Source organism: Peptoniphilus senegalensis JC140, from assembly GCF_000321025.1.
Taxonomy (GTDB): domain Bacteria; phylum Bacillota; class Clostridia; order Tissierellales; family Peptoniphilaceae; genus Peptoniphilus_A; species Peptoniphilus_A senegalensis.
Genome location: NZ_HE610718.1, coordinates 390021 through 414136, shown reverse-complemented (window position 1 = coordinate 414136; position 24116 = coordinate 390021). Strand labels below are relative to the sequence as shown.

24 protein-coding genes are annotated in these 24116 nt (G+C 33.0%); 17 read left to right on the top strand and 7 right to left on the bottom strand.

What is annotated here, in order from left to right:
• Nucleotides 1-74: 74 nt before the first annotated feature.
• Nucleotides 75-1064, bottom strand: coding sequence for a YeiH family protein (locus PTSHG_RS06260; protein WP_019108036.1), 990 nt, complete (start codon nucleotides 1062-1064; stop codon nucleotides 75-77).
• A 240-nt stretch (nucleotides 1065-1304) separates the two neighbouring features.
• Here PTSHG_RS06260 and PTSHG_RS06255 point away from each other — a divergent pair, with 240 nt between their 5' ends.
• The 8 genes from PTSHG_RS06255 (at nucleotide 1305) to PTSHG_RS06220 (ending at nucleotide 10451) form a co-directional block, all read left to right on the top strand.
• Nucleotides 1305-3008, top strand: a complete 1704-nt coding sequence (locus tag PTSHG_RS06255; protein WP_019108035.1) for a proline--tRNA ligase — start codon at nucleotides 1305-1307, stop codon at nucleotides 3006-3008.
• Between the two features lies 1 nt (nucleotide 3009).
• On the top strand, nucleotides 3010-3231 hold the full coding sequence (locus PTSHG_RS06250) for a YdbC family protein (RefSeq protein ID WP_019108034.1): 222 nt from the start codon (nucleotides 3010-3012) through the stop codon (nucleotides 3229-3231).
• A 72-nt stretch (nucleotides 3232-3303) separates the two neighbouring features.
• Entirely contained in the window at nucleotides 3304-4674 is a 1371-nt protein-coding gene (gene tig, locus PTSHG_RS06245) for a trigger factor (protein ID WP_019108033.1), read from the top strand.
• A gap of 17 nt (nucleotides 4675-4691) precedes the next feature.
• Complete coding sequence (gene clpP, locus PTSHG_RS06240) at nucleotides 4692-5276, top strand: ATP-dependent Clp endopeptidase proteolytic subunit ClpP (protein WP_019108032.1); 585 nt, start codon at nucleotides 4692-4694, stop codon at nucleotides 5274-5276.
• Between the two features lie 8 nt (nucleotides 5277-5284).
• A complete protein-coding gene (clpX, locus tag PTSHG_RS06235) occupies nucleotides 5285-6502 on the top strand; it encodes an ATP-dependent Clp protease ATP-binding subunit ClpX (RefSeq protein WP_019108031.1) in 1218 nt (405 codons plus the stop codon).
• A gap of 44 nt (nucleotides 6503-6546) precedes the next feature.
• Nucleotides 6547-8880, top strand: a complete 2334-nt coding sequence (lon, locus tag PTSHG_RS06230) for an endopeptidase La (RefSeq protein WP_019108030.1) — start codon at nucleotides 6547-6549, stop codon at nucleotides 8878-8880.
• The gene (gene yihA, locus PTSHG_RS06225) at nucleotides 8867-9466 is read left to right on the top strand and encodes a ribosome biogenesis GTP-binding protein YihA/YsxC (protein WP_019108029.1); all 600 of its coding nucleotides are present in this window, start codon (nucleotides 8867-8869) and stop codon (nucleotides 9464-9466) included. The genes lon and yihA overlap by 14 nt, the downstream gene beginning before the upstream one ends.
• 121 nt (nucleotides 9467-9587) lie before the next feature.
• A complete protein-coding gene (locus PTSHG_RS06220) occupies nucleotides 9588-10451 on the top strand; it encodes a DUF1002 domain-containing protein (protein ID WP_019108028.1) in 864 nt (287 codons plus the stop codon).
• 142 nt (nucleotides 10452-10593) lie between these two features.
• Here the strand turns inward: PTSHG_RS06220 and PTSHG_RS06215 are convergent, their stop codons facing one another.
• Nucleotides 10594-11112, bottom strand: a complete 519-nt coding sequence (locus PTSHG_RS06215; RefSeq protein ID WP_019108027.1) for a nitroreductase family protein — start codon at nucleotides 11110-11112, stop codon at nucleotides 10594-10596.
• 453 nt (nucleotides 11113-11565) lie between these two features.
• On the opposite strand from PTSHG_RS06215, the gene PTSHG_RS06210 reads away from it, so the two are divergent.
• Nucleotides 11566-12228 (top strand): S-layer homology domain-containing protein, encoded by a 663-nt coding sequence (locus tag PTSHG_RS06210; protein ID WP_019108026.1) that lies wholly within the window; start codon nucleotides 11566-11568, stop codon nucleotides 12226-12228.
• Between the two features lie 98 nt (nucleotides 12229-12326).
• Here PTSHG_RS06210 and PTSHG_RS06205 read toward each other — a convergent pair whose 3' ends face one another.
• From PTSHG_RS06205 to PTSHG_RS06185, 5 genes are all read right to left on the bottom strand, one after another.
• Nucleotides 12327-13766, bottom strand: coding sequence for a bifunctional metallophosphatase/5'-nucleotidase (locus PTSHG_RS06205; protein WP_019108025.1), 1440 nt, complete (start codon nucleotides 13764-13766; stop codon nucleotides 12327-12329).
• On the bottom strand, nucleotides 13763-14575 hold the full coding sequence (phnE, locus tag PTSHG_RS06200) for a phosphonate ABC transporter, permease protein PhnE (RefSeq protein ID WP_019108024.1): 813 nt from the start codon (nucleotides 14573-14575) through the stop codon (nucleotides 13763-13765). Before phnE (PTSHG_RS06200) ends, PTSHG_RS06205 begins: the two co-directional genes overlap by 4 nt.
• A 1-nt stretch (nucleotide 14576) precedes the next feature.
• Entirely contained in the window at nucleotides 14577-15398 is an 822-nt protein-coding gene (gene phnE / locus PTSHG_RS06195; protein ID WP_019108023.1) for a phosphonate ABC transporter, permease protein PhnE, read from the bottom strand.
• Nucleotides 15395-16159: a phosphonate ABC transporter ATP-binding protein gene (gene phnC / locus PTSHG_RS06190; RefSeq protein ID WP_019108022.1), complete on the bottom strand. Its 765-nt coding sequence runs from the start codon at nucleotides 16157-16159 to the stop codon at nucleotides 15395-15397. The genes phnE (PTSHG_RS06195) and phnC overlap by 4 nt, the downstream gene beginning before the upstream one ends.
• Nucleotides 16160-16262: 103 nt before the next feature.
• Nucleotides 16263-17303: a phosphate/phosphite/phosphonate ABC transporter substrate-binding protein gene (locus tag PTSHG_RS06185; RefSeq protein ID WP_019108021.1), complete on the bottom strand. Its 1041-nt coding sequence runs from the start codon at nucleotides 17301-17303 to the stop codon at nucleotides 16263-16265.
• 184 nt (nucleotides 17304-17487) lie between these two features.
• Between PTSHG_RS06185 and rlmD the strand changes: the two genes are divergently transcribed.
• The 8 genes from rlmD to PTSHG_RS06145 all read left to right on the top strand — a co-directional run bounded on the left by rlmD (nucleotide 17488) and on the right by PTSHG_RS06145 (nucleotide 24027).
• Complete coding sequence (gene rlmD, locus PTSHG_RS06180; protein ID WP_019108020.1) at nucleotides 17488-18831, top strand: 23S rRNA (uracil(1939)-C(5))-methyltransferase RlmD; 1344 nt, start codon at nucleotides 17488-17490, stop codon at nucleotides 18829-18831.
• Nucleotides 18832-19056: 225 nt separating this feature from the next.
• Complete coding sequence (locus PTSHG_RS10310; protein WP_135100604.1) at nucleotides 19057-19182, top strand: erythromycin resistance leader peptide; 126 nt, start codon at nucleotides 19057-19059, stop codon at nucleotides 19180-19182.
• Nucleotides 19183-19239: 57 nt separating this feature from the next.
• Nucleotides 19240-19971, top strand: a complete 732-nt coding sequence (gene erm(A), locus PTSHG_RS06170) for a 23S rRNA (adenine(2058)-N(6))-methyltransferase Erm(A) (RefSeq protein ID WP_019108019.1) — start codon at nucleotides 19240-19242, stop codon at nucleotides 19969-19971.
• A 216-nt stretch (nucleotides 19972-20187) separates the two neighbouring features.
• Nucleotides 20188-20712 carry a phosphotransferase gene (locus PTSHG_RS06165; RefSeq protein ID WP_001176020.1) on the top strand — a complete coding sequence of 175 codons (525 nt, stop codon included), beginning with the start codon at nucleotides 20188-20190 and terminating at the stop codon, nucleotides 20710-20712.
• Between the two features lie 45 nt (nucleotides 20713-20757).
• Nucleotides 20758-21147, top strand: coding sequence for a cytidine deaminase family protein (locus PTSHG_RS06160; protein ID WP_001041171.1), 390 nt, complete (start codon nucleotides 20758-20760; stop codon nucleotides 21145-21147).
• A complete protein-coding gene (locus tag PTSHG_RS06155; protein WP_019108018.1) occupies nucleotides 21138-21830 on the top strand; it encodes an MBL fold metallo-hydrolase in 693 nt (230 codons plus the stop codon). Before PTSHG_RS06160 ends, PTSHG_RS06155 begins: the two co-directional genes overlap by 10 nt.
• 533 nt (nucleotides 21831-22363) lie before the next feature.
• On the top strand, nucleotides 22364-22495 hold the full coding sequence (locus PTSHG_RS10340; protein WP_019108017.1) for a hypothetical protein: 132 nt from the start codon (nucleotides 22364-22366) through the stop codon (nucleotides 22493-22495).
• Between the two features lie 227 nt (nucleotides 22496-22722).
• Nucleotides 22723-24027, top strand: coding sequence for a hypothetical protein (locus tag PTSHG_RS06145; protein WP_019108016.1), 1305 nt, complete (start codon nucleotides 22723-22725; stop codon nucleotides 24025-24027).
• Nucleotides 24028-24116: the final 89 nt, after the last annotated feature.

Below are 24116 nucleotides of genomic sequence, written 5' to 3'. Positions count from 1 at the left end.
AATAACAAAAAAAGAAGTTTAACTTGTAAAAGATGCAAATTAAACTTCTTTTTCTTTTATTAAATTTTAATATTTTACCAAATGCAAAGTAGGTGCTGCATCAAGAGACTGACGCAAATAATTCCTATCCAACAAAGAGCACCCTCTATGATTGCCTTGCCGCCACGAGAGATTAAATTTTTTATATCTGTGTTAAGACCAATTGCTGACATTGCCATTATGATGAAAAATTTTGAAAAAAATTTCATTGCTGACAAGAAAGATTCTGGTAGCGGCAATACTGTTGTTACTATTGATGCAAGTAGGAAAAATAAAATAAATGTTGGAAAAGCTTTTAAGGGGCTAACTTTTTCAGTATTTTCCTTTGATTTTATTATTCCAAGCACAAGAGTTATTGGAATAATTGCAAGAGTTCTCGTTAATTTTACAATTGTTGCATAATTAAGGGCAGTGTCATCATTAAACATTGTTGACCAAGTTCCTGACGCTGCTACAACTGAAGATGTGTCATTAATTGCTGTGCCTGCCCACATACCAAATCCTGTGTGAGTCATGCCAAGTTTTACTCCAAGTGTTGGGAAGATTAGGGCAGCGATTATATTAAATAAAAATATTACGGAAATTGATGTTGCAATATCTTCGTCTTTTGCCTTTATTACTGGTGCTGTTGCGGCAATTGCTGAGCCGCCACAAATTGATGAGCCAACACCAATTAGGGTTGCCACATCTGAATCAATTTTTAAAACTTTTGCAGCCACAAAGGAAATTATAAGTGCAGTGGAAATTGTTGAGAGAATAATAAGTAGTGATGACTTGCCCACAACTATAATCTCTCCTAGGTTTAGTCCAAAGCCTAAGAGTACAACAGCAAGTTGCAAAACTTTTTTTGATGTGAATTTTATTCCAGCTTCAAAGGACTCAGGTCTATTAAAATTATTTAAGATAATTCCAAAGAGTATTCCAAAGACAGGACCTCCTATAACTGGAAAGTTTTTGCCTAAAAAGTAGGCACAAGTTGCGATAAGGGCAGAAAATATAATGCCCTTAATATCTTTTTTATTCATTATAATGTCCTCCTATTTATTTTTTATGAAATAATTATCTATTATACATTAAAATTGGAAAAATTTTTGTGACTTTTGTAAAAGTATTTTCTTTAAGCCTTAAAAAACTAAAAAATTTGTACAAAAATGTGAAGTATTACAAGCTTTATAGTATAATAAAAATAGCGTGCCACGAGATTTTTTCAGAAAACTTGTGGAAATTTATTTTATTTATTATAATACTTTTATTATGGAGGTAATATGAGATTATCAAAACTTTATATGCCAACTCTTAGGGAGGATCCACAAGATGCAGAGATTGCATCACACAAGTTTCTTCTAAGAGCAGGTATGATTAGAAAATCTGCTAGTGGTATCTATACATACTTGCCACTTGGCTATAGATCTATTCGAAAAATTGAAAATATAGTTCGTGAAGAGATGGATAGAGCTGGTGCAATGGAAATTTTAATGTCAGCTATCCAACCTGCTGAAATTTGGAAAGAGTCTGGTAGATGGGAAAAGTTTGGTCCAGAAATGTTTAAGTTAAAGGACAGAAATGACAGAGAGTTTTGCCTTGGACCAACTGCGGAAGAATATTTTACCACGCTTATTAGAGACGAAGTTAAATCTTACAAGGATCTTCCTCTAAATTTATACCAAATTCAAACTAAGTACAGAGACGAAAAGAGACCTAGATTTGGAATAAACAGAGCTAGAGAATTTTCCATGAAAGATGCCTATACTTTTGACACTTCGCCAGAGACGCTTCACGAGGCTTACATGAATATGTATGAGGCTTATGAAAGAATTTTTGACAGATTAGAGCTTGACTATAAAATTGTTGAAGGGGACAATGGTGCTATGGGTGGCACTGGCTCACACGAATTTATCGCCCTTTCTGAAACTGGAGAAGGTGTAATAGTATATTCTGAGTCTGGAAAATTTGGAGCAACTGAAGAAAAAGCTCCAGTTGAATATATTATTCCAGAAAGAGAAGAAAAGAAAGAATTAGAGAAAGTTCATACGCCTAATTCAAGCACAATCGAAGAGGTTTCAGAGTTTTTAAAAGTTGATAAAAAGAAATGTGCCAAGGCAATTGACTTAATGCTTGGCGATGAACCCGTTTTAGTATTTATTCCTGGCGATAGAGAATTAAATTTTGCAAAGCTTGTTGCTTACACTGGAGTTGCTGAACACGACATAAGAATGATGGAAGACTCTGACATTGAGGCTATAAAATCTATCAAAGGTTACACTGGACCTATTGGTCTTGATGTTAGGATGATTTTCGACAAGAGAGTTACAGAAATGGATAACCTTATTGTTGGAGCTAATGAAAGTGAATACCACTACATCAACGCAAATTATGGTAGAGACTTTGAGGGCGAAGTTGTAGAGGATCTTCTTCTTGTTGCTGAAGGAGACAAAGTTCCTGAAACTGATGAAGAATACAAATTTGCAAGAGGCATTGAAGTGGGAAATATATTCAAATTGGGTACAAAATATTCAGAATCCTTAAATGCAACTTATCTTGATGAAAATGGCAAGGCAAATTACTTTTACATGGGCTCTTATGGCGTTGGAATCACAAGATCTGTAACGGCAGTCATAGAACAAAATCATGACGATAATGGAATTATCTGGCCAGTGGCTGTAGCACCTTATGAGGCAATTGTTACAATAGTAAATGTTAAGGATGAAGATCAAGTTACCCTTGGAGAAAAAATTTATGAAGAATTAAAGACTAAGGGAATCGAAGTTCTTCTTGACGACAGAAAGGAAAGAGCTGGAGTTAAGTTTAAGGATAGAGATCTAATTGGTATTCCATTAAGAATAACTTGCGGCAAAAAATCTTCTGAAGGCATGGTTGAATATTCAACTAGAAGAGAAATGGAAAATTCTGAAATTTCTTCTGAAGATGCAATAAAAAATGTTTTAAATGAAGTAGAAAAGGTTAGATAGTATGAGCGATTTTAAATTTGAAATTACAGAGCACTTGGGAGTTTTATCTGAAAGTGCCAAGGGCTGGACTAAGGAGCTTAACAAGGTTTCCTTCAATGACAGACCTGCTAAGTATGACTTGAGAGAGTGGGACCCAAATCACGAAAAAATGTCCAAGGGAGTTACTCTTAATGATGAAGAGATGGAAATTCTCTCTAAAATCCTAAAGGATAGAGGGATTTAATATATTTTTAAAATAACTTATGTTATAATATAGAGATGTTAAAAAACGCCATAGAGCGAGGAGGCAATTAAAATGGAAATTAAAAAGAAAGAAAATAACACTGTCTTTTTTGATATTGTTTTAAAAAGAGAAGATATAAATAATGCTGAGACAGAAGTGTACAAGAAAAATAAAAAACACTTCCAAATTCCTGGATTTAGAAAAGGTCATGTTCCTAGAAAGATGATTGAAAATATGTATGGCAAAGATGTATTCTTTGAAGATGCTATTAACGAACTTCTTCCTGCTGAATATGAAAAAGCTATAAAGGAACTAGATTTAAAAGTTGTTGACCAACCTAATATTGACATTGACGAAGAAAGCGTAGAAAAGGGCGAAGATTTAACTGTAAAGGTTTCAGTTGATGTTAAACCTGAAGTTGAGCTTAAAGGCTACGAAGGAATCGAAATTGAAGATCCAACTCTTGAAGTAACTGACGAACTTATTGATTCTGAAGTTGAAAACGAAAGAGCAATGAATGCAAGAATTATAAATGTTGATGACAGAGCTGTAGAAGATGGCGACACTGTAAATATCGACTTCAAGGGTTCTGTTGATGGAAAATATTTTGATGGTGGAGAAGCTGAAAGCCAAGACCTTAAAATTGGTTCAAACACTTTTATTCCAGGTTTTGAAGAACAATTAATTGGCCACGAAATTGGCGAAGAATTTGACATTACTGTTAAATTCCCAGAAGATTATCATCAAAAAGATTTAGCTGGAAAAGATGCAAAATTTGAAATTAAATTAAATAGTATTTCTTATGAAGAACTTCCAGAACTTGATGATGAATTTGTAAAGGATATTTCTGAATTTGACACTCTTGATGAATTTAAAGCTGACATCAGAAAGAAGAAGGAAGAAGAATTCAAGACAACTTCTGAAATGGAAAAACAAAGAAGAGCTATTGATAAAATTGGCGAAATGGTAGATGTAGAAATTCCTGAGGGAATGATCAATGCACAAATTGATGACATGATTAGAAATTATGACCAAAGCCTAAGAGCTCAAGGTATTAGCTTTGAAGACTACATCAAGATGATTGGTCAAAGTCTTGACGATTTCAAAAAAACTATGAGACCTGAAGCAGAAAGAACTGTTAAGAACGATCTTGCACTTGAAGCTCTTGTAAAAGATTTAGCTATTGAAATAAGTGACGAAGAAATCGAAGAAGAAGTTAATAAAGTAGTTGAGGAATACTTTAAAGATGACAAAGAACACATGGAAAAAATGAGAGAATATATGTTAAATCAAAACAAGGAAGTTGTAAGAGACGACCTTCAAAAGAGAAAGGCAATTGACACTCTTGTTGAAAAAGCAAAATTTGTTGAACCAAAGGAAACTACTGAAGAAGAAATTAAAGAAGAAGTAAAAAAAGATAAAGAAGAAAAAGAAGATAAATAATCAGAGGATGTGATTACATGGCATTAGTGCCAATGGTAGTAGAACAAACTAATAGGGGCGAGAGGTCTTATGACATTTACTCAAGGCTTTTAAAGGATAGAATTATTTTTGCAAGTGGCGAAGTAAATGATACTATGGCTGACCTTATTGTTGCACAACTTTTATTTTTAGAATCTGAAGATCCAAATAAGGACATCCAACTTTATATAAATTCGCCTGGTGGTTCTGTTTCTGCAGGCTTTGCCATTTATGACACTATGAATTATATTAAGCCAGATGTTTCAACAATTTGCATCGGAATGGCTGCATCTATGGGAGCATTTTTGCTTGCCTCAGGTGCTAAGGGAAAGAGATTTGCTCTCCCTAATTCTGACATTATGATCCACCAACCTTCTGGTGGGGCACAAGGTCAAGCAAGTGACATTCAAATCAATGCAGAAAAGATTTTAAAAATTAGAAAAAAATTAAATGAAATTTTAGCTGAAAGAACTGGTCAAGATCTTGAAAAAATCGAAAGAGATACAGATAGAGATTATTGGCTATCTTCTGAAGAAGCAAAAAAATATGGTTTAATCGATAAAGTTATAGAAAAAAGGGTTTGAGGTGAGATATGTCAAATACAGATGAAATTTTAAGATGTTCATTCTGTGGCAAAACGCAAAACCAAGTGAATAGATTAATCGCCGGACCTAATGTAAATATTTGTGATGAGTGTATCGAAAGATGTCACACAATTTTAGAAGCTGAACTTCCTGTAGAGATGGATAAAGATTTTGAGCTTAAAAAGCCAGCTGAAATAAAAGAAATTTTAGACCAATATGTTGTAAAACAAGAGGATGCCAAGCGTGCTCTTGCCGTTGCAGTTTATAATCACTACAAGAGAATATCATCTTCCAAAAAAGTTAATCCAGATATAGAATTACAAAAATCCAATATTCTTATGATTGGGCCAACTGGTTCAGGTAAAACTTTACTTGCACAAACTCTTGCCAGACTCTTAAATGTTCCCTTTGCCATTGCCGATGCCACAACTTTAACTGAGGCTGGTTATGTTGGCGAAGATGTTGAAAATATTATTTTGAAATTAATTCAAAATGCTGATTACGACATTGAAAGGGCAGAAAAGGGAATTATTTACATTGACGAAATAGATAAAATTGCCAGAAAATCTGAAAATGTGTCTATCACAAGAGATGTAAGTGGAGAAGGTGTCCAACAGGCACTTTTAAAAATTATTGAAGGCACTGTTGCCAATGTTCCGCCACAAGGTGGCAGAAAGCATCCTTCTCAAGAATTTATTCAAGTTGACACCACAAATATTTTATTTATTGTTGGTGGTGCCTTTGACGGAATTGACAAAATTATAGAAAATAGAACTGCTAAGTCATCTATGGGCTTTGGTTCTGAACTAATAGATAAGAAGGCCAATAGAGAAAATATTCTTAAAAAAGTTGAGACTGAAGACTTGTTAAAGTTTGGACTTATACCAGAACTTATAGGAAGACTTCCTGTGACTATCACTCTTGAAGAATTAGACGAAGATGCTCTAGTGGAAATTTTGACTAAGCCAAAGAACGCCCTTGTGAAACAATACAAAGAGCTATTAAAATTTGACGATGTAGATTTAATTTTCGATGACGATGCCCTAAAATATATTGCTAGAAAGGCAATTGAAAAGAAGGCAGGAGCTAGAGGATTAAGAGGAGTTATCGAAAACACAATTATGAATGTGATGTACGAAATTCCTTCAAGAGACGACATCAAGGCAGTTAAAATAACTAAAGAATCAGTAGAAGGTACAGAGTCTGCTGAGTTAATAAAAAAATAAATTAATTTAGCCGTGCTTGCCACGGCTTTTTTAGAAGGTGAAAAATGGAAAATTTAAAATTACCACTTATCCCACTTCGAGATTTAGTAATCTTTCCCCACATGGTCATGCACTTTGATTGCGGTAGAAAAATTTCTGTAAACGCAATTGAAAGGTCGGAAATGCAAGACTCAAAAATATTTTTGGTGGCACAAAGAGAATTAGAAGTAGAAGATCCAAAGAGAGAAGACCTCTTTGATATTGGGACTGTGGCAACTATAAAACAAATTTTGAAACTCCCAGGTGGAGTTGTTAGGGTACTTGTTGAAGGCGAAGAGAGGGCAAAAATCTCAAAGCTTGACATTAGCAAGGAGATAATTGAAGCTGATATAGAGATCCTAGAAGAAGAGGAAGTTGACTACAATGAAGATGACGAAATCGAGGCGGCACTTCGCCTTGCCTTAAGTGATTTGGAATCTTACGCATCTCTTGATGAAAAATTTTTCCCAGGACTATTATCTAATATTGCTGACACAGATGACCCTTCAAGGTTTATCGACACAGTTGTTGGATACCTAAACTTTAAACTTGAGGAGTATCAAATATTACTTGAGACTACAGACATTTATGAGAGACTTGTCGCTTTTCATGAGATAATGAAAAAGGAAATTGACATTCTTTCCATAGAAAAAAACATCAATGACCAAGTGAAAAAGAAAATGGATGACATCCAAAGAGAATACTATTTAAAGGAACAGCTTCGAGTTATTCACAAGGAACTTGGCGATGGAGAAGATGAGGGCGAATTCACAGAAGTCTACAAGAAAAAAATTGAAGAGAAAAATCTCCCTGAGGAAGTGAGAGAAAAGGCATTAAGTGAAATTAAAAAACTTAGAAACTTAAATTCACAGTCTCCAGATTATTCAATGCTCATAAATTATTTGGATTGGATAATTGATCTTCCTTGGCTTGATGCTGGAGAGGAAAAAGTAAAATTAAGCGATGCTAGAAAAGTTTTAAATGAAGAACATTACGGACTTAAAAATGTAAAAGAGAGAATTTTAGAATTTATAGCTGTAAGAATTTTATCTGGAGACAAGAGTAGAGGGCCAATACTTTGTCTAGTGGGACCTCCTGGAGTTGGTAAAACATCAATTGCTCAGTCAATTGCAAATGCACTTAATAAGGAATTTGTTCGCATGAGCCTTGGTGGTGTAACTGACGAAGCAGAAATAAGAGGACACAGAAGGACTTACATTGGCGCACTTCCAGGAAGAATTATTTCCCTCATGAAAAAAGCTGGCAAAAATGACCCAGTATTTTTATTTGATGAGATAGATAAAATAGGAAATGACTTTAAGGGAGATCCTGCCTCTGCACTACTTGAAGTTCTTGATCCAGAGCAAAATAATTCCTTTACAGATAGGTATATGGAGCTTCCCTTTGATTTATCCAATGTATTTTTTATAGCGACGGCAAACACAAGGCAGACTATTCCAAGACCACTTCTTGATAGAATGGAAGTAATCGAGTTAGGTGGCTATACGCCAAATGAAAAATTAAATATTGCAAAAAAATATTTAGTTTCAAAACAAATTTCTGAAAATGGTTTAAAAAAGGAAAATATTAATATTTCTGAAAAAGCCCTAAAGGACATAATTGATTACTATACTCGTGAGTCTGGAGTGAGAGGTTTAGAAAAACAAATTTCTAAAATCGTGAGAAAGTCTGCTCTAAAAATTGTGGAAGAAGATTTAGATAAAGTTTCTGTGTCCACGAGGAATATTTCTGACTTTCTTGGCGAAAAAATTTATTTAATAAATGAGCGAGAAAAAAATTCTGAAGTTGGATCAGTTAATGGACTTGCATGGACAGAAGTAGGTGGCACTACCCTTGTTATTGAGACAACTGTCATGCCTGGCAAGGGAAAACTAACACTTACAGGTTCTCTTGGCGATGTTATGAAGGAATCAGCCATAGCGGCCATTTCTCACATTGCATCTAATGCGGAGGACTTTAAAATTGACGCAAACTTTAGAAGCGATAAGGACATTCACATTCATGTGCCAGAAGGTGCAGTACCAAAGGATGGACCTTCAGCAGGAATTACAATTGCCACATCAGTTTTATCAGCCCTTACAAAAAGACCAGTGAGAAGTGATGTTGCCATGACTGGAGAAATTACACTTAGGGGCAAAGTCCTTCCAATTGGTGGACTAAAAGAAAAACTTTTAGCTGCAGAAAGATATGGAGTTAAGACTGTGATTATTCCAGAAGAGAACAAGAGAGACTTAAAGGAAATAGAAGAGGCAGCAGTGGAAAGGTTAGAGATAAAAACTGTTTCAACTTTTAAAGAAGTTGCAGAGATTGCGATAGGTGATTTTAGTGAAGATAAGTAAAGCAGAACTAGAAAAAGTTGCAGTTTTGGAAAAACAATATCCTGTGGCAAATCTTCCTGAATTTGCTTTTGCAGGAAGGTCTAATGTGGGAAAGTCATCTTTTATAAATGCCATGTTAAATAGAAAAAATCTTGCGAGGACATCTTCCACGCCGGGAAAAACTAGGACAATTAATTTTTATAAGGTAAATGATGACCTTCGCCTTGTGGATTTACCTGGTTACGGCTACGCAAAAGTTGCAAAGACTGAAAAGGAAAAGTGGGCAGGCATAATCAACAGATACCTTGAGAATAGAGAAAATCTTTTGGAGACAATTCTCTTGGTGGATATTAGACATGAGCCAACTGCTTTGGATAAGCAAATGTATGACTACATTATTCACTCAGGCTTTTCAGGCATAGTCATTGCAACAAAAAAGGATAAAATAAAAAAATCACAATTGGATAAACATATTTCTGTGATTGCAAAAAAACTTGGCGTTGAGCACAGAGAAAATATAATCCCATTCTCTTCATCACAAAAAGATGAAGTCAAGGATATGTGGTTTATCTTTGAAGATATATTGAGCTTTCACAAGGAAAAATAAAGTAAAATAAGAGCTTGGGAGAGCTCTTTTTTTAATTGTGTTTAATTGATAGTAAAAAATTTCACATAATTTTTAAATATTATACATATACTAATGTTAGTATAAAAAAACGGAGGAGATTATGAAAATTAAAAATAAAATTATGGTTGCCTTACTTTCAATTTTGATGCTACCAAGTGTAGTTTTTGCCAAGGAAGGCGATGAAATAGTAACTCTTGGAGCTGATTTAAAGGAAGAGCAAAAAAGTGAAATGCTTCGTGATATGAAGGCAGATGAAAATGCAAAGATTATTGAAGTAACAAATAAGGAAGAGTACAAATATTTAGGCGATGTTCTTTCTTCAAAGGAAATAGGAAATAAGGCAATTTCATCAGCTATAGTTAGATACAAAAAAGCTGGCAGTGGGATAAATATTGAACTTTCAGACAACATCAGAGTTGTAGGAGAAGAGGCCTTTTTAAATGCCCTTAACACTGTGGGAATAGAAGATGCCGACATTTATGTAACGGCACCAGGAAAGGTAAGCGGCACAGCTGCCCTAACTGGTATTTTAAAATCTTATGAAGAAAATACAGGCAAGAAGCTCCCAGAAGACTTGAAAAAAGTTGCCAACGAAGAATTAGTTGTGCAAACAAAACTTTCTGAAGAGCTTGGCGATGAAAAGACTAATGACATAATTTATCAAGTGAAAGATGCCATGGCAAAAAATATGCCTAAAGATGAAAATGAAGTTAGACTTATTATAGAAAATGTAACAAATAACTATGACATCAACTTGACAAAGAGCCAAGAGGACAAGCTCGTAAGTTTATTTAATAACATGAAAGATGCAGATGTAGATTGGAATAGACTAGCAGATACTGCTGTTAAATACAAAGACAAGGCATCAAAATTTTTAAACTCTCCTGAAGGAGAAAAAGCTGTTGAAAATACAAAGAGCTTTTTAGAAAAATTTATCGACTTTATAGTTTCACTTTTTAAATAATTTAAGATAGTAAAAAAGATTCACCTGTATGATATTAAGGAGAATCTTTTTTTATACACTTTCATATTTTAGTAAAAAAAATCCGGCGAACTGGATTTAATTATTTTTCATGTTAATAAAAATTTTACATTTTATAAAAATTTTAGAACTTATTGTAGTGGACTTTTGAAGATATATCAAATTCTTCGTGGTCTTTTGTGCCAGATTTTTTATAGCCAATAGGAATTATACATTGAGCCCTGTAAGGTTTTTTTACACCAAAGTTTTCAGCAAAATATTCTTCGTAAGAAATTCTACCAGCAGTGTTTCCTTCTTTTACATTTATCCAAGAAGATGAAAGCCCTTCTTCTTCAAGAAGTAGTTGAAGATAAGCTGCTGTAAGGGATGCTTCTTCTACCCAAGTTTTGCAAATGTCTGTGTTTGCTATTACTATTACAAGGACTGGAGCATCTTTTAGGTATAAAGTTGCAAAGGAATCCATATTTGAAAGTTCTTCAATTTTATCTTTGTCATCTACAATTATAAATTCAACGGGATGGGAGTTGCCATTTGATGGGCCCATAGATGCGTACATCAAAAGTTCTTCTAGTTTTTCTCTGTCAACTTCTTTATCTTTATATTTTCTAACTGTTCTTCTCTTTAAAATTATATCTTTTAACAAAATATCACCTCAACTACATTCTACCATAAAAAGATAATAAAGTAATCTGTGCAAATATATTCATAATATCTTTAAAAAAACATTTAATTTGTGTAAATAATAGGATTTAAAAGGCTTTAAATTATGAAAAAATTTTTTGAAAATATTTTCATAAAGGCTTGACAAAAATAATTAACTAAAGTAAAATATACATGAAGTGAAAACTTCATCATCTTTTTTCTTCCCTTAGAGAACAGTTATAAATTTACATAATCTGTTCTCTTTTATTTTGCAAAAAATTAAAATATTTTATAAATAATATTAAAACTACCATCGAGAATAAATCCCCAAATTAAGACGATAGAGGCAATATTTCAGCAATATTACAATAAGAATTCTTTGTAACATAAACTTAAAATAGATTATGTTTCAAAAAGAGATTATTAAGTTATAATAATACTGAAGGTGATAAAAATGAAGATTTTTAAAAAGACTTCATTGATCATTATCTCCACAGCATTGATTTTAACAAGCACTGTATTTGCAAAATCCTTTAGAGACACAAGGGGTCATTGGGCAGAATCATCTGTTGATTTTATAACTGACAAGGGAATTATGTCAGGCTATGAGGACAATACGTTTAAACCAAACGAAAACATGACTAGAGTTGAGTTTTACGCCACAGTAAATTCTTTGGCAGGCTATGACAAGACTTACACAGTAACTTTTTCTGATGTAAACACTTCTGACTGGTTTTATAGCGATGTAGCTAAGGGCATCAAGGCAGGGTATATTACACCAAATACGGGAAAGTTAAATCCAGAGAGAGAAATTACAAGAGAAGAGGTTGCAGAAATCCTTGGCTATGTCTATTCATTGCCACAAAAGGAGGGCGCAACTAATGAGTTTGGAGACAGAGCCAAAATTAGTGAATCGGCAAGAGGTTATGTAGGCGCCTTAGTCGATGCAGGAATACTAAGAGGCTACTCTGATGGAAATTTCTATCCTAGAAGATCAATTAGGAGATCAGAAGCGGCTACGCTCTTTAGGTCGATGATTTCTAATTACAACTATCCACAAAAGAAAGCTCTAAATAATAGTAAAATTAAATTTGGAAGCAGAAATCTCTACGAATAAGACAGGCGACTGTCTTATTTTTTTGCATTTTTTCAAATTCACGCAATTTTCTAAAAATAAAAAAAGAGACTTGCTTTGTCCAAGTCTCGATTCAATAATTATAAATTTCTAAAATAATCTAATAATATTTCCGATATTTCTTTGTCATAATTTTTTAAGACTTTGAGATTTTTATACATATCAAAGCCACCAGCTCCCGTTGCCCTATAATTATTCATTACGATGGAAAATTTGTCATCATCTACAACTTCTCTTCCCTTAAAATAAATTTTTCCAATCCTTTGTCCAGCTTCTTTTTTTAAGTCGAGATCAAAATCTATTCCATAAAAGAAATCAAAGTTGTAGTGTTCTTCCTTAGGTTCCAAAAATCTTTTTGAAATTTTGTAATTTCCATCATACTCAATGTATGTGTAGTTTTGTTCGAGAGCTTCTCTTAGAGTTTTGCCGTCAATTTCAAGGACTAGAGCTGTGTTTGGAAATCTGTAAGTGTTTAATACATCTCTAGTAGTTAGATTTTTTTTGAACCCAGTAATCACATTGGCAAAGGAAGTGATTGAAATATCGGCGCTAGTGTATTCAAGTTGGATTTTATTTATTAAATCGGAAAGATCAGACCCTTCTATTGCCATATTTATTTTATCATCAGGAAGATAGTCACGAGAAAGCCTTGCAATTGGCTCATCTAAATAGTCTTGCACCTTTTCTTCTACATCTCTATATTTTTCTTCTAAAGAATTTTCTCCAAGTTTTGGCTCTATAAAGGATGCAGAAACTTTTTTCTCGCCAGTTTCTATTTCTATCATGGCAGCCTTCATTCCATTGGCAGGACTTTCTACGGCAAAGGTCTTATTGATCTCGCCAGATAATTCCATATGTTGGTGCCCAGCGAGGATTAAGTCGTAGTCAAGCTCATTTGCGATTTTTCCACCAACATTTTCACTTGTGTCTGATAATTTTTTGCCAGTCTTTAAATCTATCTCGTAGCCGCCGTGATAAATTAAAATATTAAAATCAGTTTTTTCTTCTTTTAATTTTTTTAAAACTTCCTTGGCAGCGCTAAAGGCATCTCTTATTTCAAAATTTTCTAAATTTTCTTTTCTTTCCCAAAGATTTACCCAGTCTGTGACAATGCCGGCTATGCCAACTTTATAGCTCTCTATTTCTTTTATGGCATAGGGAGAAAATTTTATATGAGAAGTTTTGTCAGTGACATTTGCACAAAGTAATTTCCCCTTCATATTTTCTACATAAGATTTTAAATAATCGTAACCATAATTAAAATCGTGATTACCAAGGGTGTAGTAGTCAACATTTTGCATTATGTCTGCTATTATATCTGAGTCTAAAAATTCTTTTACATAGTAGGCAAAGGATGAACCCTGAAGGGTGTCGCCTCCGTCAGTTAAAATTGTAAATTCATCTTTTTTGATATTGTTTAAAAGAGAGAGATAGCCAGTAGCTTTTCTCTCTCTATCCAAATAATCTGTGGGGAAAAAATATCCATGTAAATCGGATGTATGAATTATTTTTATTTTCATTTTTCACCTACTAATTTTGCTCTAATCTTTGTTGAGAAAAATTCTATAAATAAAACTAGAATAATAAGTCCTAAAAGGATTGCACCAACTTCTTGCCACTTGTAGGAATTTATGGCAAACATAAGTGGAGAGCCTATACCTCCGGCACCAACGAGTCCAAGGACTGCTGCGTCTCTTAAATTTATGTCGAAACGATAAATTGTTGTAGATGCAAAGTTTGCCCAAAGTTGCGGAATTATTCCAAAGCGAATTTTTTGGAAAGTTGTTGCACCTATTGATGAGAAGGACTCAAGTATGGACTTGTTTAAGTTCATAATGTTGTCGGAAAATAATTTTGTAAGCATCCCTATTGAGGTAAAGCTCATAGTCATGAGTCCGGCAAAGGGTCCAGGGCCTGTAACTCTTATAAACATCAGACCATAAACTATTGATGGGATTGTCCTTATTAATATTATAAGAATTCTCACAAGGTAAGCTATTGGGGCAGCAACAATATTTGATGAAGCCAAAAAGCTTAGGGGAATTGCAATTATTGAGCCAACGAGAGTGCCCAAAAAGGCAATACATATTGTCTCAAGCAAAAGATAAGGAACGCCCTTTTTTGTCAAATTAAATAGCATTTCTCTTTTTGGACTTAAAATGCCCTTTATTATATTTTTTGCAACGTCCATGCCTTCTTTTGTTGCAGACTCAAAATTAATTACATTTGAGGACCAAATTATCATAAATAAAACTATGGCGATTATCATGAAAATATATCCATGATTTTTAGGTTCAGATTTTAATTTTTGTATTACTTTTTCTGACATATTAATTCAACTTTCTTCTAAAGTGTGCACTGATATTTTCTATGACAAATACTGTTACAAGCAGTGTCAAAAGTATCATACCAACGCGGTTATAATCTCTCCAGTTAATGTTTTCGTTAATAAGTAGACCTAATCCACCTGCTCCTACATAACCAAGGATGGCAGCGTATCTGACGTTACCTTCAAAGTTGTAAAGAGCCGTTGAAAGGTAAAAAGGCAAAATTTCTGGCACAATAGATTTAAAAAATGCCATTGCTCTAGTAAAGCCCATGGATATCATCGCCTCAAAAGCTCCCATGTTAACTGTTTCAATTTGTTCGTAAGTTAGTTTTCCAACATAGGAGAAGGAAAATAAAAAGATTGCAACAGTACCTGCAAAGGCGCCAAGTCCAAATACATAAGTAGCTATAAGTGCAGACACAAGTGTTGGAATTGTACGAAGAATTGAAAATAATAGTTTTACAATCCAGTTAATAATTTTGCTCTTGACCATATTATGAGATGCCAAAAAAGCAAAGGGAACAGCAACAATTGCACCGAGAAAGGAGCCCAAGAAGGACATCTTTATTGTGTCTAAAAGTGGTCCCACCACTGAAGAGAAATAGGAAAAGTTTGGCTTAAACATTGGCGATAATATTGCAAAAAGTTTGTGGAAATTTTTTATCAAAGTGTTCAATGAAAATCCTGTTACTTTAACTGAAAGTGCCGTAAATAATATCAAAGCAATTATTATTGGAATAGTAAAACCAGGATATTCATAAATTTCTTTTCCTGAACTTGTTATATATTTTTTTGGTTTAAAAATTTTGTAGTAGAGGTTCATATTTCCTCCATTTTTATCTCTTCAAAGGAATCTCCGTAAATAGATTTTAAAACTTTGTCATCAACATCTTTGGAAGGTCCATAATAAATTATTTCGCCGTCACGAACGCCAAGAACTTTTGTGGCATATTCAAGGGCAAGTTCTACGTGGTGAATATTTAAAAGAATTGTTATGCCAAGATTTTCGTTAATCTTTTTAAAATAATCCATAACTTGTCTTGCTGTAACGGGGTCAAGGCTCGCAACAGGCTCGTCAGCAAGGATAATGCTTGGGTTTTGCACAAGAGTTCTTGCTAGAGCAACTCTTTGTTGTTGTCCGCCAGAAAGATTATCGGCTCTTTCAAAAGCCTTGTCCAAGATGTCAACTTGTTCAAGAGCTTCAAGGGCTTTTATCTTGCATTCCTTTGGGTAGACTCCGAAAATAGATTGAAATAGATTCAAATCAGGAACAAAGGAAGACATGACATTTTTTATTACAGAAATTCTTTCAACTAAGTTAAAGGATTGGAAAATCATGCCAATATTTCTCCTAAACTTTCTAAGTTCCTTTCCCTTTAAACTTTTAACATCAACTCCATCCACAGTAAGTGTCCCAGAATTTATGTCGTGCATCTTATTTATAGTTCTAATTAAAGTGGACTTGCCGGCACCACTTCGTCCTATTATGGCAACAAATTCGCCATCGGCAATAGTTAAATTAATGTCTTTTAGAGCCTTAAATCCACCAGGATATACTTTATCTACATTCTTAAATTCAATCATAATACTCCTTATAAAAAAGAGCTTCAATTTTGAAGCCCTTTCTTAATTTTCATATTCTCTTAAAAGATTAAAAAATTTTATTTAGACAAATAAAATAACTTTATTAGTTTTTAAGTTCTTTTAAAAGGTTTTGTGCTTCTCTTTCGCCATCGTAATCAGAATCTTTTGCAACTTGGTAGCCTTCGTGGCTGTAAATTGAAATAATCTTTTTACCTTCTTCAGTATTTCCAATTTCGATGAAGGAATCAGAAAGAGCTTTTTTAAATTCATCTGTCATAATTTCTGAGTTTTTAGAAACTGAAATTGTGTCGTTGAAAATTTTATCAGTAACGCCAATTACATTAGTTTCATCCCAGATTGATGCGGATTTTTTAAATTCACTTTGCCATTTTTCGGCGTTGTCAATTCTAACATCTGCAAAGCCAACCATTACATCAACTTGACCAGAAGCAAGTCTTGCCATAGATGATGGATAAGAATCAGATTGCACAATAGATGGGAGGTCAGTTAGACCCTTTTCATAATTCTTTTGTAACCAAAGGTATGGGTAGATGTAACCAGCAGAAGAAGATGAACCCATTACAGACCATTTAGCACTTGAAAGATCTTCCCAAGTTAATTCTCCGCCATTATTTACTTTAGCTGCAAGTTCTTTACCCTTTTCAGAAGGTCCAGCAATTACAAGAGCTCTATAGAAGTTCACTTGTTCGTCAACTTGTTCAGTAGGTTTCTTGTCATTCCAGTCTTTTGGATTGTCAGAGTCAACAGAAAGTCCCTTTCTAGTTGCAGTAAGAAGAACTTCAGCACCATCGTCATAGATTGCATAAGTTCCGCCAGGGATAAATCCAACATCAACTGTACCAGCACTTAGAGCTTCACCAGTCGCTTCGTAGTTAGTTCCAACTGTGATGTCAATATTTTTAACATCATAACCTTTTTCAGCAAGCTTAGCCTTTAAGATTTCCTTTAAAGGTTCAGTTTGAGTTACAATTTCTTCAGGCTCTCTTGATGGAACAAATTGAATTTTCAACTCTTCAATTGCATTTTTTTCTCCTTCAGCCTTTGCCTCTTCTTTTTTGTTACCGCCACAAGCAGTAAGAGTCATTAGCATTGCAAGGAGTAATACTAACCATGTTTTTTTCATAAAATACCTCCAAAAATATATATGGGCTTGCCCATAAAACAAAGTCTTATCAATAACATTATACCAAAAAATAAAAAATAAATATTAAAGTAATGTAAAAAAATAAAAATTATTATTTTTTGAGATTTTATAGAATTGAGGCAAATTATATAATTTGATATAATTTTTCCTAAGGAGTGAAGAAATGAGCATAATAGTAAAAATAGATGAAGCAAAATTTCCAAACCTATCAAGAGGAAAATTTGAAGATAGAAAATACGAATTTAAAGGTGGAATAATCGGTCAAAGAGTTGAGATAAAGCCAAGAGGAAAGAGGTCAAAGAAGGCAAAGCTTTTAAATGTAATAGAAAGATCAGAGCTGGAAAGAGGAAACCCCTGCCCTCACTTTGAAAAGTGTGGCGGCTGCACTTACCAAACCTTAAAATATGAAGATGAATTAAAGTATAAAAAAGAATTAATTGAAAAATTATTTATGGAAAATGGAATAGAAAGAGAGCTTGAAATAATACCTTCTCCAGTTCACGAGTTTTACAGAAATAAAATGGAGTACACCTTTGGCGACGAGTACAAAGACGGACCCATCGCCCTTGGACTTCATGTCAAAAACAGATTTCACGAGATAGTAAACACCGCTGAATGCAACATTGTAGATGCAGATTTTAATAAAATTAGAAGCGAAGTGCGAAATTATTTTGAAAAAATTGGAGAAAAACATTACAACAGAAAAACACATGAAGGATTTTTGCGTCATCTCTTAATAAGAAAGGCGACAAAAACAGGCGAGATAATGATTCTTCTTGCCACATCAACTCAAAGTGAGCTAAATAAAGATGAATTTATAAAATTTCTCTTGGGATTAGACCTTGAAGGCAAAATAGTGAGCATTTTCCATGTAAAAAATGATTCACTATCAGATGCAATTGTGCCAGAAGAAATAAATTTAATCTACGGAAAAGATCACATTGAAGAAGAAGTCCTTGGACTCAAATTTAAAATAAGTCCTTTCTCATTTTTCCAAACAAATACGAGGTCGGCTGAAGTTCTATATACAATGGCAAGAGAAAAAATTGACGCAAAAGATAAATTAGTCTTCGACCTATATTCAGGAACAGGAACAATAACCCAAATTTTGGCAGAATCAGCAAAAAAAGTTATTGGAGTAGAAATAGTAGAAGAAGCAGTAGAAGCAGCAAGAGAAAATGCAGTCCTAAACAAAATAGAAAATGTAGAATTTATAGCAGAAGATGTCCTAAAAGTCTTAGATGACTTGGACGAGAACCCTGATTTAATAGTCTTAGACCCGCCGAGAGAAGGAATAAATCCAAAGGCAATAGAAAAAATAATCGACTTTGCACCAGAAAAATTTCTCTATATATCCTGTAACCCCGTAACCCTTGTCCGTGACCTAGGCGTCTTTGGCGATAGAGGCTATAGCATAGAAGAAATAGAAATAGTAGACCAATTCCCAAAAACATCGCACGTTGAAGCAGCAATTCTGATGACGTATTGTGGTTTGGACAAGGAATAATAGGAGTCAACCACAACATGTAGTGGTTTGAGTACGAAAATTGGGTCAAAAACAGGCTAAAAAATACCGTTTTTTGACCCTTTTAAATAGGGCATTTGACAGATGACATTTGATGTTTCGGTATTAAAAATCCATAGGGTGAGGTAGATTAGCACAGAACTTTATTGAATAGAGAAATTAAAAGTGATATAATCAGTTGCATAAGGAGGAGTTAAATATGTGTACATGTATTGCAGTAGTAGATATTACTTTATCTCATTTATAATGAAAAAAATTAAAGGAGGTAAAGGTATGGGTATGTTTTCTATATTTGTTATTGAGAGATTTAATTATCAACCAAACCAAAAATAATTGGTTATAATGAGCTCTTAAGATTAGTTCATTATAACCGGCAAGGAGAAGGTTATAATGAAACAGAAAAACCCGAAAAATACGCAAAATTTCATTACATCTAAAAAGCATGTAAAGGAAATATTAAAATATACGAATATCAATAAACAAGATAAAATAATAGAAATTGGGTCAGGAAAAGGACATTTTACCAAGGAACTTGTGGAAATGAGTCAACGGGTGAATGCTATAGAGATTGATGAAGGTTTATGTCATGCCACGAAAAAAGCAGTTGAACCTTTTCAGAATATAAAAGTTATTCATGAGGATATTTTGAAGTTTAGCTTTCCTAAAAATACAGACTATAAAATATTTGGTAATATTCCCTACAATATTAGTACTGATATTGTAAAAAAGATTGCTTTTGATAGTCAAGCGAAATATAGCTACCTTATTGTAGAGAGGGGATTTGCTAAAAGGTTGCAAAATACCCAACGAGCTTTAGGTTTGCTGTTAATGGTGGAAATGGATATAAAAATTCTTAAAAAAGTGCCACGAGCATATTTTCACCCTAAGCCTAATGTAGATTCTGTATTGATTGTACTTGAAAGGCATAAACCATTTATTTTAAAGAAGGACTACAAAAAGTATAGATTTTTCGTTTATAAATGGGTAAACAGGGAATATCATGTTCTTTTTACTAAAAATCAATTAAGACAGGTGCTGAAGCATGCGAATATTACTGATCTTGATAAATTATCCAATGAACAATTTTTGTCTGTTTTCAATAGTTACAAATTATTTCAATAAATTAAAAATAATTAAGCGTTCTCTAACTTTAAGAGAACGCTTAATCTTATTACATTGAAAAATGCATTCTATTATTTTCAATTATTATGATATAACATAACTATCATTTTACTTATTTGCATATTTGCACGAAAATATAGTTATCGACGACTATTCTGATAATAGCAACTAATATAGTCAATGATAACTCAAAATTTATTGATATAGTAGGTATATGTGCAACTAATTAGGGAAGATTTTAGTTTGCCATTTCTGAAACAGCTAAAACAAGTATTGCGTAAAGAATGCGCCAGTCTTCCCATGGACTTAAAATGCTTGCTTGGGGCACACATAAAACCCCTTGAACAATCTATTGACAGAGTTGAAGGACTGTCGGAGATTCTAAGACGAAGTAATCCTAAAATGGCCCTATGCCATACAGATATTCATAATTGGAACTTGATGCAACGGGATGAGCAGTTAGTTCTAATTGACTGGGAAGGCTTGAAATTGGCTCCAGTAAAAGCTGATCTCATGTTTTTTGTTGATAAGCCATATTATGATGTATTTATGAACATATACCTGAAATTACACAAAGATTTTTTAATCAATACGGATGCTTTGTTATTCTATCATATTAGACGTAAACTAGAAGATATATGGGAGTTTATTGAACAACTTTTATATGACAATCAAGAGGATAAGGAAAGAAATGAAACTATAAAAGTTCTTGATGGTGAACTGAATAACTTAGTGTTTTGAAAAAAGAATAACGTATTATTAAGCTAAATAATATTGGAGAAGAAAATGAATAAACAAGAATTATATCAAATTGCTTTCAGTATAATTAATCATAAAAAGTTACGGAACTTTGGAACTTCAGGGCATGTTGCGTGCGCGTTGGAGACAAATAGCGGTAACATCTTTACAGGAATATGCATTGACTTGCCCTGTTCTATTGGCTTATGCGCTGAACAGTCAGCTATTGCTGAAATGGTAAAGAACAATGAAACTGCAATCAAAAGGATTATCGCTGTATTTGAAGATGGGAGTATACTTCCACCATGTGGAAGGTGCAGAGAGTTTATTGCACAGATAGATAATCAAAATATAGAGACCCAAATTGTATTACCTGAAATGGAAGAAGTGTTGCTGAAAGATTTATTACCAGAAAGGTGGGATGGCAAATGGAACTGAAAAAGATAACTAGCAGGGTCTTTTATTATCCACATCAACCAGAAACTGATAGGCCTATGTTGGCATACTTAAATGGAGATAAAATTGCACTTGCCATTGATGCAGGAAATTCAGCAGACCATGTTGATGAATTTTATAAATCCCTAGAAATCGAGGACCTAAAGAAGCCAGATTTTACTGTCATCACTCATTGGCACTGGGACCATACCTTTGGAATGCATAAAATTCACGGATTGTCCATTGCACACCATAAAACCAACGAGTTTTTGAAACAGGAAAGAGCCAAACTATCTGACAGTGCATATATAAAATTTTTGATAAATGATGATGAGTGCCTAGCTAGAGAATATGTAGATAATAAAAGAATTATTGCCGTTCTATCGGATATCCAATTTGAAAAAGAGCTTACCCTTAATCTCGGTGGAATAACCGCAATGATTTTTCATACGGTTTCACCCCATTCGGAAGATACGGTGCTTATCTATATTCCTGAGGAAAAAATATTGTTCTTGGGAGATTCAACAAGCGAGGATTTCTACAATGATGGGTATATGGATAAAGAAAAATTAATGTCATTAACAAATTTGATAGAAAGTTTCGACTGTAAGTATTGTATTTTAAGTCATGCAGAGCCTCTAACTAAATCAGATTTATTAGATTACTTAAAATCCATTCTAAAATAATAATCCATGAGGTGTATTGATATGTTCCCGTCTACCGATAGCTCCAAAAACGCAGTGGATATGTTCCCGAGAACGGACACACTCAAATGACATTCATTCTATCCTCTCAAGCCACGTCGAGAGTGTAGTATTGATGTCAAGAAAATAAGATAAGAGGCTATAAGACTGTTGAAATCAATGGCTTTTAGAATTTTAGAAGAAATCTTAAAAGCCATTTTTCTTTTTGAAAAATACCTTGTGGGAACGTATTAATCGTAAAAAGCGTTGGGGTGTGTACACAGGATAGATATTTATAAGGAGAGCGAACAAGGTAGATGCATCTTTAAGAATAACATTTCAAGGATATAAGAGTTAGTGGTCTACAATTAAAATTGATCTTGAATTTAACATATTAGCTTTTCAAAAAAAGAAGAAAATGTAGTCCGCTATGGTTTTATTAAAAGTTTATCAAAGACTTAGGTGATATATATAACATAAAAGAAATTACCTTTGACAGATAGGGAGTAGTTCTGATTTTTCAAAACTTAGAAGGCATGAGATTTACAGTAGTTCTCTTTGGAAAGGGATTTAAAGATATGTCTTTACCAACAAAAGAATTAATGAAACTAACCCTTAAAAGAAAAATAGCCCATGGAAGTCATCCAGTTCTAAGGTGGATGATGTAAAATATCTTTATACGAACAGATCCTGCTAAAAACATAAAGGCAGACAAGGAAAAATCTACAGAAAAGCTAGACGGTGCTATTGCTATAATCATGGCTCTTGATAGGGCAATAAGATTTGGCAATGATTCTAATGAGTTTATATATGATGATAGGGGATTGATTGTTTTTCATAACTATTACGGATATAATATTGACAAAGTATATTTGCGAATCTAGGAGGTAATAGTATGGATGCTAAAAATTTTAAAATTTGGTTAACAGAAAATGACATGGATAATAATGAACTTTTTAGGGAGTCTCTAAAATGTTACTCCATAAATGCGAACAGAGCATCTTATTTATTATCATATTTGGGCTTTTTGGATTATATAAAAAATTTGATTATTCAATTTGATGGAGTACCTAATTCATATAAAGAAGAATCAAGTGATGAATGTGCACAGAGTAAATGGAAAAAACGAAAAGAAAATCTGTATATAGATAGCAAGTGGGAAGAGCAAGTAATAGGCTATATTCTGGAAAACGATAAAAGTAATATTTTTAGATTAAAGAATGAGATTATAAAAGAGTTTGAAACAAAAAGAATTATTAGGAATGCTTGTGCTCATAATAAAAAGAGGCCCGTAACTACGTCGACCATTGAAGATTTATGGGATTTTATAGTGTATTCTAATCCATATTTCGTTATAAATGGAACAGATGAATTATTTAAAGAAAATTTACAAAAAATATTGGATTTTCTTTCTTTTAAAGATTATAAAGAAGAGATAAAAGTGGTTTATAATTACTACTCAAAATTACAGAACAATGAGAGAGAAAAGTGTTTTGATTTTTTATTAAAATTGTTAGAAGAAAAAATAACTGAACTAAATAGTAGTGAGGCATTGAAACGTTTAAATATTTTATTAGAATACGTATTAGAAAATAAGGAAAATGAAGAGTACATTTGGATTAAGAATAAAGACAAAGCAATTGATATTTATTTCTTTCTAAATTTGGAAGGATATAATGATTTAAGAAATGAAAAAAAAGATATAATAAAATATTCTTATGAGAATAGCGATGATATAATTGAGATTCTTTATAAATCAACAAATAATTGCAAGATTAATAATTTCATTTTTTTAATTTATTTAGATAATAATTTTTTTAAATGGTGGAATATTTTAGATAAAGTAACAAGTAAAAAATATGATTTAGTTTTGGAAAAAGAAATAAAAGAAATATTAATAGACAAAAATAATATAATGCAGATGTGCAAAAATTTAGAGTGTTTATATTATTATAACAATGGATATACTACAAAAAGTACAAATACTCTTGATTTTCTAAAATATCATGAGTATCTTAATAAAATAAAAATAATTTTTGAATTAATGATAGAATTTAATATTGAGAATGAATATATTAATGATTTAAAATCTCGATGTAAAAAAATATTAGGTAATGAGCATGAAAGGGATAACTTTGGAAGATTATTTGATTTATTTGAGAATAATAGAAATCTATCGGATTGGATACACAAAGCGTAATATCTATTATATTAAATGACAAGTAATTTGATTGTAGGTCATGAATACTTCAACATAATACTTATTAAGATCTAAAAAAGTAGGTACTA

What these genes read in the sequence shown, in the direction of transcription:
- PTSHG_RS06260 (WP_019108036.1), bottom strand. Translation starts at nt 1,064, where the DNA reads ATGAATAAAAAAGATATTAAGGGCATTATATTTTCTGCCCTTATCGCA.
- PTSHG_RS06255 (WP_019108035.1), top strand. Translation starts at nt 1,305, where the DNA reads ATGAGATTATCAAAACTTTATATGCCAACTCTTAGGGAGGATCCACAA.
- PTSHG_RS06250 (WP_019108034.1), top strand. Translation starts at nt 3,010, where the DNA reads ATGAGCGATTTTAAATTTGAAATTACAGAGCACTTGGGAGTTTTATCT.
- tig (WP_019108033.1), top strand. Translation starts at nt 3,304, where the DNA reads ATGGAAATTAAAAAGAAAGAAAATAACACTGTCTTTTTTGATATTGTT.
- clpP (WP_019108032.1), top strand. Translation starts at nt 4,692, where the DNA reads ATGGCATTAGTGCCAATGGTAGTAGAACAAACTAATAGGGGCGAGAGG.
- clpX (WP_019108031.1), top strand. Translation starts at nt 5,285, where the DNA reads ATGTCAAATACAGATGAAATTTTAAGATGTTCATTCTGTGGCAAAACG.
- lon (WP_019108030.1), top strand. Translation starts at nt 6,547, where the DNA reads ATGGAAAATTTAAAATTACCACTTATCCCACTTCGAGATTTAGTAATC.
- PTSHG_RS06220 (WP_019108028.1), top strand. Translation starts at nt 9,588, where the DNA reads ATGAAAATTAAAAATAAAATTATGGTTGCCTTACTTTCAATTTTGATG.
- PTSHG_RS06210 (WP_019108026.1), top strand. Translation starts at nt 11,566, where the DNA reads ATGAAGATTTTTAAAAAGACTTCATTGATCATTATCTCCACAGCATTG.
- PTSHG_RS06205 (WP_019108025.1), bottom strand. Translation starts at nt 13,766, where the DNA reads ATGAAAATAAAAATAATTCATACATCCGATTTACATGGATATTTTTTC.
- phnE (WP_019108024.1), bottom strand. Translation starts at nt 14,575, where the DNA reads ATGTCAGAAAAAGTAATACAAAAATTAAAATCTGAACCTAAAAATCAT.
- phnE (WP_019108023.1), bottom strand. Translation starts at nt 15,398, where the DNA reads ATGAACCTCTACTACAAAATTTTTAAACCAAAAAAATATATAACAAGT.
- phnC (WP_019108022.1), bottom strand. Translation starts at nt 16,159, where the DNA reads ATGATTGAATTTAAGAATGTAGATAAAGTATATCCTGGTGGATTTAAG.
- PTSHG_RS06185 (WP_019108021.1), bottom strand. Translation starts at nt 17,303, where the DNA reads ATGAAAAAAACATGGTTAGTATTACTCCTTGCAATGCTAATGACTCTT.
- rlmD (WP_019108020.1), top strand. Translation starts at nt 17,488, where the DNA reads ATGAGCATAATAGTAAAAATAGATGAAGCAAAATTTCCAAACCTATCA.
- PTSHG_RS10310 (WP_135100604.1), top strand. Translation starts at nt 19,057, where the DNA reads ATGTATTGCAGTAGTAGATATTACTTTATCTCATTTATAATGAAAAAA.
- PTSHG_RS06160 (WP_001041171.1), top strand. Translation starts at nt 20,758, where the DNA reads ATGAATAAACAAGAATTATATCAAATTGCTTTCAGTATAATTAATCAT.
- PTSHG_RS06155 (WP_019108018.1), top strand. Translation starts at nt 21,138, where the DNA reads ATGGAACTGAAAAAGATAACTAGCAGGGTCTTTTATTATCCACATCAA.
- PTSHG_RS10340 (WP_019108017.1), top strand. Translation starts at nt 22,364, where the DNA reads ATGAGATTTACAGTAGTTCTCTTTGGAAAGGGATTTAAAGATATGTCT.
- PTSHG_RS06145 (WP_019108016.1), top strand. Translation starts at nt 22,723, where the DNA reads ATGGATGCTAAAAATTTTAAAATTTGGTTAACAGAAAATGACATGGAT.